13 protein-coding genes are annotated in these 14446 nt (G+C 62.8%); all 13 read right to left on the bottom strand.

Features of this window, described 5'->3' with window-relative positions:
• A partial coding sequence (gene brxC / locus QZ307_RS08820) for a BREX system P-loop protein BrxC (RefSeq protein ID WP_295998799.1) occupies positions 1 to 2221 on the bottom strand: 2221 nt, incomplete at its 3' end.
• Between the two features lie 50 nt (positions 2222 to 2271).
• On the bottom strand, positions 2272 to 2883 hold the full coding sequence (locus QZ307_RS08815) for a DUF1788 domain-containing protein (RefSeq protein ID WP_295998796.1): 612 nt from the start codon (positions 2881 to 2883) through the stop codon (positions 2272 to 2274).
• Positions 2884 to 2886: 3 nt separating this feature from the next.
• Positions 2887 to 3504: a DUF1819 family protein gene (locus tag QZ307_RS08810; RefSeq protein WP_295998794.1), complete on the bottom strand. Its 618-nt coding sequence runs from the start codon at positions 3502 to 3504 to the stop codon at positions 2887 to 2889.
• A 523-nt stretch (positions 3505 to 4027) separates the two neighbouring features.
• Positions 4028 to 5380, bottom strand: coding sequence for an extracellular solute-binding protein (locus QZ307_RS08805; RefSeq protein ID WP_295998791.1), 1353 nt, complete (start codon positions 5378 to 5380; stop codon positions 4028 to 4030).
• On the bottom strand, positions 5377 to 7656 hold the full coding sequence (locus QZ307_RS08800) for a hybrid sensor histidine kinase/response regulator (RefSeq protein WP_295998788.1): 2280 nt from the start codon (positions 7654 to 7656) through the stop codon (positions 5377 to 5379). The genes QZ307_RS08805 and QZ307_RS08800 overlap by 4 nt, the downstream gene beginning before the upstream one ends.
• Before the next feature lie 150 nt (positions 7657 to 7806).
• Positions 7807 to 8748: a ketopantoate reductase family protein gene (locus QZ307_RS08795; protein ID WP_295998786.1), complete on the bottom strand. Its 942-nt coding sequence runs from the start codon at positions 8746 to 8748 to the stop codon at positions 7807 to 7809.
• 180 nt (positions 8749 to 8928) lie between these two features.
• Entirely contained in the window at positions 8929 to 9327 is a 399-nt protein-coding gene (gene panD / locus QZ307_RS08790) for an aspartate 1-decarboxylase (protein ID WP_275207487.1), read from the bottom strand.
• A 3-nt stretch (positions 9328 to 9330) separates the two neighbouring features.
• Positions 9331 to 10182, bottom strand: a complete 852-nt coding sequence (panC, locus tag QZ307_RS08785; protein ID WP_295998781.1) for a pantoate--beta-alanine ligase — start codon at positions 10180 to 10182, stop codon at positions 9331 to 9333.
• A 9-nt stretch (positions 10183 to 10191) separates the two neighbouring features.
• Positions 10192 to 11016, bottom strand: a complete 825-nt coding sequence (gene panB, locus QZ307_RS08780; protein WP_295998777.1) for a 3-methyl-2-oxobutanoate hydroxymethyltransferase — start codon at positions 11014 to 11016, stop codon at positions 10192 to 10194.
• Between the two features lie 168 nt (positions 11017 to 11184).
• Positions 11185 to 12006 (bottom strand): pseudouridine synthase, encoded by an 822-nt coding sequence (locus QZ307_RS08775; RefSeq protein WP_295998773.1) that lies wholly within the window; start codon positions 12004 to 12006, stop codon positions 11185 to 11187.
• 145 nt (positions 12007 to 12151) lie between these two features.
• On the bottom strand, positions 12152 to 13096 hold the full coding sequence (gene scpB / locus QZ307_RS08770) for an SMC-Scp complex subunit ScpB (protein WP_295998770.1): 945 nt from the start codon (positions 13094 to 13096) through the stop codon (positions 12152 to 12154).
• Between the two features lie 67 nt (positions 13097 to 13163).
• Complete coding sequence (locus tag QZ307_RS08765) at positions 13164 to 13955, bottom strand: segregation/condensation protein A (RefSeq protein WP_295998766.1); 792 nt, start codon at positions 13953 to 13955, stop codon at positions 13164 to 13166.
• A 15-nt stretch (positions 13956 to 13970) separates the two neighbouring features.
• On the bottom strand, positions 13971 to 14446 hold a 476-nt coding region (locus QZ307_RS08760; RefSeq protein WP_295998763.1), incomplete at its 5' end, for a site-2 protease family protein.

Here is a 14446-nt window from a genome sequence, read left to right as displayed (position 1 = left end):
TGAACACCGAGCTCACCAGCTCATCGAGCGCCCCATCGAGCACCGCCTTGGCCGTGCGGGCCCCGCGCAGCTCAACTACGCGGCCGTTCACTGCCACGCGGGCGTTCGCCAGCGCCTCCTCGAAGCGCTCGGCCGCCTCCTTCTTGTTGCGCGTGGCCTCCTTGTTCTTCCCCGCAATAATGGCCTGGGTGGTCTCGGGGAGAGCCTGCACGTTCTTCGTGCTCACGTACTTCTTAATGCGCGCGGCGTTGCGCAGAGCGTCGAAGTAGCTGCTGTCGGCATCGGGCAGTACCACCAGGGCCTGCTCGGTAGACTTCAGCGCCAGAGTGCCGTCGTCGGCTCCGGAAAGCTCGTGGCCCACCGTAATGACGTTCAGCTTCATACCGCCCTGGGAAGCACCGTAGAGCGCATCGTCCACATAGGGGTCGAAGGGGAAGTCGTTGGCTCCCTTGCGGTACTTGCGCTGGGTGTACAGATTGCCGTAGACGATCTTCTGCATCTCGGTGGTAATGGCCGCCAAATCAACCGAAGTATGGGCAATCTCGCGGGCCACGTCCTGCTCCTCGTCAGTGAGGAAGCGGTACATGTCGCCGTCGCGTCCCACGTAGTTCTCGCGCACCAGACGGTCGAGCGATCCCTTCACCGCCTCGCGCAGCACCACCTTGTCGGCGTTCATGTCGTCCACCATGAGGATGGCGATGTTGCCCACGGTGGGCTTGATGTCCTTCAGGTAGCAGATGAGGTAGAGGGTCTTCAGCACTTCCACATCGCCCGGCGTGAGGCCCTCATCGGCCTCGGCCGCCTCGGCGGCGCGGTTGATCACCTGGCGAATGCCGTGCTCCAGGAACTGGGCCATGGTGTCGTAGAAGCGCCACAGGGGCACCAGGGCCGTATTGTCGCGCTCCTGGATTTTCTGCGCGGCCTCCTGGAAGCCCGACAGCATGCTGCGCTCGCCGCCGGACAGGTGCTTGCCGGAGTTGCCGTGCTTGCGAATTTCCGCGAATATGCTGGGCAGAATCTTGAACTGGTAGTCGACAAAGGGATAGGCCTCCACGAAATCCGCGGCTCCGCTGTAGCCCTTCAGGTCGCCCTGGCTGTTCTCGAAGGTGAACAGGTTCTTCAGCACGGCGGACTGGGCCTCGTACTCATCGGAAAGCAGCGTGCGGGCGGCGTCCGTCTTGTCCAGCACGCGGCGCTTGATCACCTCGTCCACGCTGGAACTCGAGAGCGACAGGCGGGTGTTGAAACGCCCCTGGATCTTCGAGAAGTCGTTGCCCGCCACCTTGGTAATCTCGTCGATGGCCTCCTGGCTGGTGACCATCACCCACACCCGACCCGCGCACTTCGCGCCCAAATCCTCCACCAGGGTTTGCAGGTTCAGCATGAGGTTCACGTCGCCGCCGATGAACTGGCCCACTTCGTCCACCATGAACAGCAGGTGGAACTGGCCGCCGCATTCCTCGGCGCGGCGAGCCGCATAGGCGGCAATCTCATCGGTCAGACGGTCGGGAGACACCGTGGCGCCTTCAGTACCGTCGAACCAGTGCTGGGCGGCCTCGCGGCTCATGCCCAGCACCTCCTGCATCACCTCGATGACGTCGTCTTCGAAGAACACGTACTCGGCGCGGTCGGCCAGCCAGTCGCCGCCGTTGATACGGGCGAAGGCCTCGCGGAACTCTTTGGTCTTGCCCTGGCTCTCCACGAACTGCTCCATGCGGGCCAGACGCAAGTCCTCGCCGTAAAAGCCCAGATGCTCGTAGAACACGCGGGCGAAGGCCAGAAGCAGCGCTGTTTTCGCCTCGGCGCCGCCCTTCCAGTGACCGCCCTTGGAGTCGATGTTGAAGAGGATGGTCTCGCAGGTCACCTCGGTAGCACGGCGCATGCGGCTGGCCACCATGGGGTCGGCCACCTTCCCGTCGAAGAACTCGATGGCCGGCGTTCCGTCCACCACCTTGTTCGACAGCAGGTAGCTGAGCATCTTCAGAAAGTGAGACTTACCGCTGCCGAAGAAGCCCGAGATCCACACGCCCACTTTGTCGGTGGGCACGTCGATGGCGCGATCGTAGGAGTCGAAGAAACTGGCGAAGTGCCGCTGCAGCTCGTGGGTGATAACGTATTCCGAGAGCTCCTGGCGCATGGAAGCCGTATCGTCTTGGGCCACCTTGATGACGCCGTTGATGGAGCGGTTGATATCCTTCGCAAACAAGTTGCCGATCTGCATAGCGGGCCTTTCCTTACGTTCCTTCGTTACTTCTTCTTAGTTCTGGGCGCCTATACCAAATTGAAGGCGCGATAGTAGTTGCCATCTTCCAGGCCCCGTTGGGCCGCCCCCGCGAACAGGCAGAGCGACTGTCCGTCGTAGCGCCCGGGATAGGCCACCACCAGGGGCACGTCGGCGAAGAGGTGCTGGATGTTGTCCAGCAGCACATGGGCGCGCAGCAGCGGATAGGTCTCGCCCACGCCCGTGACCAACACCACGTCTCCCGGCTCGTGGGGCTCGTAGGCCATAGCCGAGGCCACCGCTTCGGCCGAGACGGTCTTGCGCAGCTGGTCGATCAGAGCCTGGGTACCGCGTCGCTGCTCCATACGCGCCACGGCGCCGTCGATACGCCGCTCCTCGCAGATGGACCAGATGAGGTCGTAGAGGTTCCGCTCGATGAGCCGGCAGGGCAGCTGCCCCATCTCGCTTTCCCTTACCAGGTGCGCGAACAGGTCGCGGGCCTCAAGCTCCAGGGCCGGGTCGTAGCAGAACAGGTAGATACCCACCTCGTTGCCGAGGCCCCGGTTCGCCAGGAAGTCGGGGTCGGCCAGGCGAGCGCGCAGCACCTCGGCCCGGGCCGCGAATTCCTCGCGGGCCTGCTGCAGGGCGAAAGGGGAACCCATGGGCTAGCACACCTCCGTTTCGTTGAAAGCCGGCAGCCACGCGGCGTCGCCGTTGCGGTAGATGGCGTCCTCCAGGCAGGGGTCCATCATGAACGGCAGCAGCTCCTCGGAGCGCGGCGCGGCCAGATAGCCCGCCTCGTACAGCGCCTCCATCAACACGCCGCCGATGCGCTTGAAGGTCGACTCGCTCCACCCGGCCGCGTCGGCATGGGTTGCCTGGTAGCGCGCCAGGAAGGCGTTGATGTCGGCGCGCGTGAGGCTGTAGTCCAGCGTGCTCAGGCGCGGAGCGATCTCCTCGGTCATGAACGCGGCCATCAGCGGGTAGACGCGCATCATGGCGTAGAGGTTGATTTGCGCCGCCCGCTCCTTCGGGCCGCGGGCGGCAAGGCCCACGAGCCCTTCGTCGTGCAACGACCTCAGGCGCAGCAGCATGGTGCGGGCCACGCGGGCCGCCTCGGTGGTGGTGGGATACTGGAACAGGTTGTCATCAACGGCGGCGGCCACGATCTCCTCGTCAGTGGCGCCGTCGAAGCGCAGGCGCGCCACCAGGCGCAGCTCGCGCAGCATGAAGTGCTCCCGCGAAAGCGATCCGTCCTTACGCGTGGCTGACTTAGCGACCATGGGAGCCTCCTTCAAAGGAGCAGCGAAGGCCCTTCACCCTGCACAAGGCGGGGAACTTTCGCTGCGCAACAATGTCTCCTTCTCTGGAAAAATTCTCCCATGTCAGAGCCATTTTCAGTTGCGCAACAAATTGATACTGACACCCCGTTGGCACTTCAGGGCACGCCAAGGCGCCCACGCGGGTAAACCATGGCGCAGGCTGTTTGAAAAAGTTTTGAAGCGCATAAATTAAAGGGACCGCGAAGCCGGAAATGTGCGCAAAAAGAGAAGCGCGGGACGCGCTTCGGGCTAATTCATGCAGTGGGAGATGCTCTTCATTGAGCACCCCCCCCCCGTGACAAAATTCCGGGGTAAGGCACGATGCTCCTTAACGACAGACGTTCAAGCAGAACAGATGCGTTTTTCTCTCAGGGGAATAGTACCACATTGGCCAGCGCTTGGAGGTGCCAGTCGCAACGCGGACGCAACCCAGCCGCAACGCCGTCGCACCCCCGTCGCCCAGACCGCGAGTGAGCCGCCTCCCCTACTCGTGCAACGTGCTGGTGGCTACGCCCTCGTCGATGGCCTGGTTGCAGAGGTTGTCGATCTTCTCGGCGGTTTCCTCCGGGGTGGCGTTGCCCATGAGCAGGTCGTGGATGCAGGGGTAGAACACCTCGCGCACGGCGCGGGTGTCGGGGTTGTTGCCCGTGAAGTCCACCACGTTGTCGGCGTTCTCGCGGAACAGGTCGAAGGCGAGAATTTGATCGCCATAGCGCTCCGAAACGGCCTTCGAGGCCGGCAGGGTGCCCGCCGCGTAGTCGAGCCACTTCTCACTGCCGTACACAAACGAGATGAAGTCCTTCGCCACCTGCATCTTCTCGGGGTCTCCGTTGTCGAACACCTCGAAGCCCGAGGCGAAGGTGGTGGCGCAGCCATCTTCATCGGGGCCCGGGAAGTTCACCAAGCCGATGGTGTCGCCGTAGCGTCCGATGGAGGCGTTGTTCACCATGTAGATGCCCAGCTGGTTGTTCTTGAACAGGCTGGAGCAATCCTCGATCTCCAGGTTTTCCGCATGGGGCGGGAACCAGCCGCGGTTCACGCCGTCCTGAATCCAGCGCAGCGCCGCAATGCCCTCGGGCGTGGACAGGTTGAAGTGGCCGTCCCGATCGAAGAACGACGAACCGGCCGAGCGCAGCAGCGTCATGATGTGCGTGTCGCCCTGGGAGCTGCCCGCGTACATCATCATAGGGAAGCTGCCCTCGGGCAGACTGGCCGCCAGGGCGTCCAGAATCTCAGTCCATTCGTCCAAGGACCAGGCGGTAATCTCGCCGTCGGCCATAGAGCACTCGAGCCCGGCGTCGCGGAACATCTGCTTGTTGTAGGCCAGCACGTTCTGCCGCGACAGGTAAGGCATCATGTAGATGCGGTCCTCGACGGTGCTCATCGCCCACAAATGCTCGAAAATGTCGTCCCAAATCGCCGGCGTCACGATGTCGTCAAGGGGCACCACGCGCCCGGTGTGAATATAGGTGGACATGTTGAAGTAGTCGCCATAGAGCACATCGGGGGCCTTCGCCGTATCGAAGCTGCCCACTACCGCATCGTCGTACTGGTTCTGCTCGAACACCACCACTTCCGCTTCAACGGGCGCCCCTTGGTAGGTGGCGACGAAATCGTCGACCATAGCCTGGATGACCGTTTCCACCTGGCTAATATCCTCATCGAACACCACGTCATGGCCGGTGCGGGGCACTTTGACCACCAGATGCACGACATCCTTTGAAGAGGACGAGCAACCCGAAAGGGGCAGCAGCGATGCCGCTACCGTCGCCGCGCCCAAAGCCACCGCCGAGCGACGGGTCAGCGAACGAGCGAGCATCTGGTCAAACGTTGTCATGACAGCTCCTCCTTGACGGCCTGCAGCTTCTGCAGCATGACCGTAACATTGAGCGGTTTAGTTAGGAAGTCGTCCATGCCGCTTTCCAGGGCACGATTGCGATCCTCGGTAAAGGTTGAGGCGGTACAGGCGAAGATGCGTACGGTCTTGGCATCGGCGCGCTTAAGGGCGCGAATCTCGCGGGCGGCTTCGTAGCCGTCCATCACGGGCATCTGGGCATCCATGAGGATGGCGGCGAAGAAGCCCTCGGGCGACGCCTCGAAAGCGCGCACCGCCTCCTCGCCGTTCTCGGCAATGGTGATGGCGTAGCCCTCCTCCGTGAGGATGCTGGAGATAATGTCGGCGTTCAGCTCGTTGTCTTCCGCCACCAGCAGCTGGACGGGGCCTTCCGGGGCACCCGCGTCCGCGGCACCGGTGCCTCCCGGCGCGTTCGCTCCTGGGTCGACGGCATCAGCATTTGCCGGCGCACCAGCACCCAGGGCCGCACTGGCGGCGACTTCGCCTGTCGAAGCCTGCACTTCCCCAAAGGCAGTCGCACCCTCGCTGTCAGTCAGCCCCTCAACCTCGCCGGCCTCTTCCGGCACGTCATCCAAGTGCGCCGGATCGATGGGAAGCGTGACTACCATGGTGAAGCACGAGCCTTCGTTGAGCACGCTCTCCACCTTCAGTAGGCCGCCCATCTGCTCCACCAGCAAATGACTGATGGACATGCCCAGGCCCGTCCCCTTTTGGCTCTCGCTATTGCGATTGCGCTCCTGGGTGAACACATCGAAGATATGGGCTTGGAACTCCGGGGTCATACCGCACCCGGTGTCGGCAATGGAGATGGTCGTGGTGGCCTGGCGCCCCGACGCCACCACCGTCTGGGACACATTCATCGAGATGGTACCGCCAGGCGGGGTGAACTTCACCGCGTTGGATAGGATGTTCATGAGCACCTGGCTGATGCGCACCTCGTCGCCCACCAGGAACGGACGGGGCAGGCTCTTTGCCGTCAGATCGAAAAGGATGCCGCGATCAGCCATGGGCTCGCGCTGCATCTGGCACACGTTGTCGATAAGCGCCCGCACGTCGAAGGGCTCATGCACCAGCTCTACCTTGCCCGCCTGCAGCTTCGACATATCGAGAATGTCGTTGACCAGTGACAGCAGATACTGGGCGGCCTTGCCCAGCTTCCCCACGTAGCCCGCCATGGCCTCGCGATCATCCAGATGGCGCTCCATCAGGTGATTCAAGCCGATGATACCGTTGAGCGGCGTGCGAATCTCGTGACTCATGTTGGAAAGGAACTCAGTGCGGGCCGCGGCCTCAGCCTGGGCCTGCATCGATTGCTTGATGAAGCGATAGATGAGAGCCAGCATAATGGTGACCACGCACACCATGGCGCCCAGCATACCCGCCGTCATGGTAATGAACGGGGCGAAGCGCTCGTCGAACACCTCGGTGGGCACCGCCATAATGAACGACCAGGAAGTGCCTTCCACGGGAGCAAAGCTCATGACCAGATCTTCCCCGTTGGCGGTCACGCAGTTGATAACGAAGTCCTTGCCATCGGCGATATTCTGGCGCACGTCCTGAATGGTCACACCGTCCTCGATGCGCCCCGCTTCCAGCGTGTCGTAGAAATTGTCGCGGCCATCCAAATCGGTGGCAGGGCTGGCGCTCACAATATAGTAGCCCTGCGAGTTCACCACGCTGGAAACGCCCTCACCGTTAAAGCTCTCGATGACCAGCTGGTTGGAGATGGCAGACAAGTCGCTGCGGCCGAGCATAGCCACAAACGTGCGGTCGCCAATGACGAGCGGCTCCAGGCGAATGCCGAAGATGAGCGACTCCTTGGTGGTTTCCAACTTGCCGTTGGCATCGTCGTAGAGCATGACGAAATGCTCGCGGCCGTCGGCCATGAGCTCGTCGTAGGTATGGGCGTCGGCATCGATGCGCACATAGGAACTGCTGTAGAGCGTACCGTCGTCGGCCAGCAGGTAGATGGCGTTGAACAGGGCCGACGAAGCCGCTTCCAGATTCAGCTGCTCCTGGGCCTCGTGAACATTGTTGACGTCGTAGACCGTCATGCGGTCGGCCACCGAGCCGAGGCGCGCATAGGAATCGTCGAGAGAGCCCTCGATGGTCTCGACATCGTGACGGGATATTTCCTCGACGGAGTCCATGAGGTTCCCCGCCACCGTGGAAGACAGCTGCATCAAGTACACACAGACCGCAATGATCATAGCCGCCGCGGCGACAGCGATGATGCCTATGGTCTTCTTGCGGTTCACGGACGGGTCCTTTTTCGCAGAATAGTTACAGTCTTCCCACGTCAGTTTAACACTTATATGAAGAGGTCATGAAACCGTAACCTGTCAGCAGCTGCGAAAACACTGGGTCGACATCGGGGCACGTACCGCCCGATCCGTGCCCCGATAATCTTAATAGCGGCTCTCAATATCCTTGATAGCAGCGTAGAAACGCTCGTTCACTGGCGTCGGCACCCCATGGGCTGCTCCCAAACGATTAATGGTGCCGCTGAACAGCTCCACCTCTGTGGGACGACGGGCCAACACATCTTGGCGCAAGCTGGGAAGTCCCGCCGGATTCAGGTGGTCGATGATATCGAGCCAGTAGGCCACATCGGCATCGGTCAGGTTGATGCCGCAGGCCTGCCCCACGGCCGCCACCTCGTTCATGGCGCCGATCATGGCCTGGCGCGCCTCCCCTTCCTCGTGGATGCCGTCAAAACAGCAGTCGTAGACAGCGCAGGCCTGGTTGACGCCCACATTGCAAATAAGCTTGCCCCACAGCTGATGTTGAATGTCCTCAGGGCAAATGTAGGGCTGCTCGATGGCGTCGAGCCACGCGGTCACCCGGGCCAAGTTGGCCTGCTGAATCGGGTCGTCGGCATCGCGCACGCCCAGGGCCATGACGCCCACGCAGCCAGCGGTCACCGTGAAGCCCACCTTGCGCGAGTCCATCTGCTGAGCCACGCACAAGAGCACTCGGTCCCACCCGAAGCGCTCGGCCAGCACCTCCTCGCTGGTAATGCCGTTCAGCACCGAGATTACCGCCGTATCCGGCCCCACCAACGGCGCACTCTGGGTCATGGCCTCCTCCAGCGCGCCGTACTTCACCGCATAGAGCACCACATCAAAGGGCGTTTCGCGCGCCTGCTCAGCCGCCTCCTCGTAGGTGAGATAGGTAGCCGCAATGGGCTCGCCATTGAATACCGTCGGCTCGCTGCGGTACACCGCCGTGCGCGCCCCATCGGCCACCACAAACACTCCGTCAGCCCCCATAGCGCGTCCAAAGCACCCCGCATACATAGCCCCAAGGGATCCAAATCCCACAACAGCCACTCGTTTTACTTCGTTCATAAGAATCCCTTCTCAAGGATTGGCATCAGAAATTCAACAAGAGTAGAGTCCGGCGGGGACACCGGGTGCCCTGACCGAGCGAGTTCCGCAGCGACGAGAACAGCCCAGTGGGCTGTTCTCCAAAGCGAGGACTGTCTGAGCGAATCAGGGTACCCGGTGGCCCCGCCCCCGGGAGACTTTCTAGGCCATATCCTCCAGTCGCCCATGCTTCTCATAACGCGTAAGACGCGCGATGCGGTTGTCGTCGTCCACGAACACAACGCGCGGTGCATTGGCCGGATCGGCGAACTCCTCGGGAGTCATCTGCGCGTAGCACATAATGATCACCTTGTGGTTCGGCTCGACGCAGTGGGCCGCGGCGCCGTTCACGCAGATCATGCCGCTGCCCGGCTCACCGGAGATGACATAGGTCTCGAAACGGTTGCCGTTGTCGATGTCCACCACCTGCACCTTCTCGTACTCCAAGATGCCAGCGGCCGCGGAAAGCTCCGGATCGATGGTGATGGAGCCCACGTAGTCCAGCTCGGCCTGCACCACGGTGGCGCGGTGAATCTTCCCCTTCAGCACGTTCAACAGCACGGGTTACTCCCCTTCTTCGTAGATGAAATTGTCGATGAGGCGCGTGGAGCCGATGCACACGGCCATGGCCGTCAGCACCGAGGACCCCAGGGTCTCCACCGGCTGCATCGTGGCGCCGTCCACCACCTCGATGTAGTCGACGCGGGCCAGGGGCTCAGCGGCAATGATGTCACCCATGAGACGCTTGAGTGCGTCCGCATTACGCTCGCCCGCGCGCACCGCCTGCTCGCCGGCAAAGATGGCCCGAGACAGCACCAAGGCCGCCTGGCGCTCCTCGGCCGACAGGTAGGTGTTGCGCGAGCTTTTCGCCAGACCGTCCTCTTCGCGCACGATGGGACAGCCCACTACCTGCAAATTCATATTCAAGTCGGCCACCATGCGCTTGATGATGGCCAGCTGCTGGGCATCCTTCTGGCCGAAGAAGGCCTTATCGGGCTGGGCAATGTTGAAGAGCTTGTTCACCACCGTGCACACCCCGCGGAAATGGCCCGGCCGCGAGGCGCCGCACAGGGCGTCGGTCAGGGTCTCCATCACCACGTAGGTGTTGTAATTCGGACCGTACATTTCCTCGGGCGTAGGGTGAAACACCACGTCCACGCCGTGGGCCTCGCAAATGGCGCTGTCGCGCTCAATGTCGCGCGGATAGTTGTCGTAGTCCTCATCGGGGCCGAACTGCAAGGGATTCACGAACACAGATACCACCACTTTGTCGCAAGCGGCGCGGGCGGCGTCCATCAGGCTCTCGTGGCCCTCGTGAAGCGATCCCATGGTGGGCACAAGGCCGATAGTCAGCCCCGCGGCCTTCCAAGCGGCCACCTGATACTTAACGCCGGCGACGGTTTCAATCAGCTGCATGGCGGCCTCCTACAGGCTCTCGAGAATGCCCTCGGGGGCGGCGTAGGTGTGCTCGGCGGCCGGGAAGCTGCCGTCCTTCACGCAACGGTCGTATTCCGCATAGGCCTCGCGCATGATGTCGCCCACTTCGGCGAAGCGACGCACGAACTTCGGTGTGAAGTCGTGGAACATGCCCAGCATGTCCTGGTTCACCAGCACCTGGCCGTCGCAGCCAGCACCGGCGCCAATGCCGATGGTGGGAATGGTCAGCTCTTCGGACACGCGGGCGGCCAACGCGGCGGGAATGGCCTCGAGCACCACGGCGAAAGCCCCGGCCTCTTCCACAGCATGGGCGTCCTCCAGCAACTTGCGAGCGGAATCGGCCGTCTTGCCCTGCACCTTGAAGCCGCCGAGGGCGTTGATGCCCTGGGGTGTCAGGCCGATGTGGGCGCACACGGGAATTTGGGCGTTCACGATGGCGCGAATATGCTCGGCCACCTCTACGCCGCCCTCCAGTTTCACGGCGTTCGCGCGGCCCTCTTTCATGAGACGGCCGGCGTTCACCACCGCGTCGTAGACGCTGGCCTGATAGGACATAAAGGGCATATCGCAGACGACCAGCGCGTTCTTGGTGCCGCGCGCCACAGCGGCGCAGTGATGGATCATGTCCTCCATGGTTACGGAAACAGTGTCGCCCAGGCCGAGCATGACGTTGCCGAGCGAATCGCCCACCAAAATAGTGTCGATGCCCGCCTCGTCCACCAAACGCGCGGTGGTGTAATCGTAGGCGGTGATCATGGAGATCCTCTTGCCCTCGGCCTTCATTTTGAGACACGTAGACACAGTAACAGCCATAGTTACTTCCTTTCGATCCTGCCGCCCGGGGCCTTTCCCCGGTGCAACGGTATCCTCTCTGGCGCGTATTATAGGCGCGCCACGCCAAGCCGCGCCACTAAAAATGAGCGGTTTCCATAGGTATTTGCGATAAACGGAAGACGCAGGCTATGAAGTTTTCGGCGCCGGTTAAGCCTCGATGCCCGCCGCCTGACGCAGCGCCGCCACATCCTCCTCAGTAAGGATGCGCTGGGCTCCGCGGGGAAGATCAGCCAGATCAAGGGGGCCGAAGGACTGTCGATGCAGAGCGATGACCGGATGCCCCACCGCCTCGAGCATGCGCCGCACCTGACGCTTGCGGCCCTCGCGCAGGCCCACCTCCACATAGGTGCCGTCCGCTTCCAAAGCCGCCCGGCTGCGCTTGCCGCCGTGCCGCTGGCGCGTGCCGCTCGCTGCCTCATCGCTGCCAATGAGACGGGCGGCCGCCTGGGCCTCCTCTCCCGCAAGAATGCGCACGTCGGCCGGCAGCGTGAGGCCGTCCTCGAGCTCGACACCCGCTCGCAGCAAGGTGGCCTGTTCCTCGGAAAGAGCGCCTTCCACCAGGGCCACGTAACGCTTCGTCACATGATGGCGCGGGTGCAGCAGTCCGTGGCCCAGCTCGCCATCGGTGGTGAAGAGCAGCAGCCCCGTGGTGTCCGTATCCAAACGGCCCACGGGAAAAAGCCCTGGGTAGGCCCCTGCATCAACCAGCTCGGCCACCGTGGGGCGCCCCTGGGGATCGCTCATGGTGGTCACGTAGCCCGCCGGCTTGTGCAGCATCAACGTGACGTTCTCTACGGGCAGCTCCACGGGAGCGCCATCTACTGTCACCCGATCGACCCCGGGCGTTACCTTCACGCCCATCTCGGTGACCGCCCGACCGTTTACCGCGACGCGCCCCGCCGCGATCAGCTCCTCGGAGTGGCGGCGCGAGGCCACGCCGGCCCGCGCCAGATATTTCTGCAGTCTCATCTCCACAATCAGCACCCTTTTACATAATCGGCAAATTCAGCAGGCGGCTCTGACGCGTTTCAGATCGCCCCACCTTTGGGGCCACGTGTCCTTCGGTTGAGCCACGTCGGCCTGTCCGTCCGCTCCGTCAGAACGGACGAAACACTTACTCGTCGTCGGTCTCGAAGGTAAGGCTGTCGAAGTCGATCTTGTCCACGACGCCCAAGGTGCTGGCGATGGCCTGAGCAAACAGGGCCTCCTCCTTGCGCTGGCGCTCGGCGGCTTCGACGGAAGCGTCCTCGACCTGCGCCTCGGAGCTCGCGTCGCCCGTCGGTGCTTCCCCATCGAGCGCCTCCGCCTCCGCGGCGGCACGCTCCTGGGCCACGGCCTCGGCCAGCGAAGCAGCGGCCGCGTCGAGGCCCACGTAGGTCTCCTCGTCGAACAGCAGTGCCTCGCCATCACGGTCGGCCAGATCGGCCTCCATAAGGGCGCCGGCCATCAGCTGGGCCTGCTCGTCGGTAACGCCCACATCCTGGCGGCTGGCGCTCAAGCGCTCGGTGATCAGGCGACGCGTTTCCTCGTCGGGGGCGAAGTCGGCCAGGTCGGGCAGATCGGCCGGGCTGCGCAGACCGAACTTCTCCAGAAAGCCGCGAGTAGTGCCGTACAGCGTGGGGTTGCCCGGCGTGTCGGCGGTGCCCACTTCGCGCACCAGCCCCTTCTCCACCAGCGAGTTCAGGGGACTGTCCGAGTTCACGCCGCGTACCGACGCCAGCGAGGCGCGGGTTACCGGCTGCAGGTAGGCCACAATGGCCAGGGTTTCCATGGCGGCGCCGGACAGCTTGCGCGTGTCCCAGGACAGGACGTACTTCTCGATAAGCTCGTGGTAGGCCGGATGGGTGAACAGGCGCCAACCACCCGCCACCTCGCGCAGCTGGATGCCGGACCCGCGGGCCTCCAAATCGGCCCGAAGCTCCACCAGCGCCGCCTCGACCAGGGCCACATCGCACTCCAGCATCTCGGCCAGGGTAATGGTGCCCACCGGCTCGTCGGTGACGAACAGCATGGCCTCAACGGCTCCCTTGAGCTGATCCTCTTGCAATCCTTCGAACATAGTCCCTCTCACTGTCTCTTTCCGGCTTCGGGAACCGGCGCGCCCAAGCCCCGGCCCATGCGGTTTCCTAACCCTCGCCCACCGAGGTCAGCGCGTCATCGCCGTCCAAGATAAGCTCGCCGGAACCCTCGATGTAGTCGATGGCAATGTCGCCGAAATCTTCCGCTTGTTCCAGCCGCACCATAACGCGCTTGTAAAGTTCCAGAATGGCCAGGAACGTAACGACTACCACTTCCGTGGGCGTTTCGGCGTTCACCAGATCGGAGAACCGCAAATGCTTGCGGTTCACAATGCGCTGGTGGATGGCGCGCACGTGCACCTCCACGGGAATGGGTTTCGCCGCAATGTGCTCCGATTCCAACAGGAACACCTCGCGTCGCGCCAGGGCGGCCGCCGCCTGGTAGGCCAGGGCATCGATGGACACGCCGCGCAGAAAGTCGGGCATGAGCCCCAAGAAGCACGCATCGGGCCCGAAGGGGCGCGTATGCATGCGGCCCTCGGCCAAGAACCGATTGTGCAGCACCGTCGCGGCGTTCTTGAACTTCTTGTACTCCATAAGGCGGTCGACCAGGATGTCGCGGGCCTCGCTGGGAGCCAGCTCGGCAAACTCGTCGTCCAGATCGGTGCGCTCGCGCGGGATGAGGCTGGCCGCCTTGATTTCCAGCAGCGTGGATGCCACCAGCAGGAAGTCGCTGGCCACGTCCAAGTCCAGCGTCTTCATGCGCGAGACTTCCTCGAGGTACTGATCGGCAATCTCGGTGATGGAGATGGCGCCGATATCCACCTTCTGGCGACTGACCAGGTAAAGCAGCAGGTCGAAGGGGCCCTCGAAGCTTTCGATACGTACCTTGTAGGACATGAGGCTCCGCGCTTCCTAGTAAATTTGGAAGGGGAACAGCAGGTTGCCCAAGTTGCCCGCCGTCAGCCCCAAATACCACGAGAAGGGGTTGAAGTTGAACACGTAGGGAACCACCACCACGGCAATCATGAAGATGGGGAACGCGTACTGCTGAATTTGATAGTACTTCGGCAGGTACTTCGCCGGAATGAGAATGGCGAAGATGGACGAGCCGTCCAGCGGCGGAATGGGCAGCAGGTTGAAGAACATGAGGAACAAGTTGATGAGCGCAAAGGTGGGCAGGAACATCAAATAGAAGTAGGCGAAGAACTCGTTGTCGATGAGACCGTTCAAAGCCGGCTGGTACAAGGCCCAGGCCACCGCCCCCGCAACCGCCGCCATGACCAGGTTGGCCGCCGGACCGGCCAGGCCCACGATAACGTCGTCGCGGCGCGGATCCTTGAAGTAGCGGGGGTTGTAGGGCACCGGCTTCGCGTAGCCGAACACCGGCC

This window comes from uncultured Adlercreutzia sp. (assembly GCA_910585575.1).
Lineage (GTDB): Bacteria > Actinomycetota > Coriobacteriia > Coriobacteriales > Eggerthellaceae > Adlercreutzia.
The sequence above is the reverse complement of the archived record's forward strand: the minus strand, read 5'-3'. Positions and strand labels throughout refer to the sequence as shown.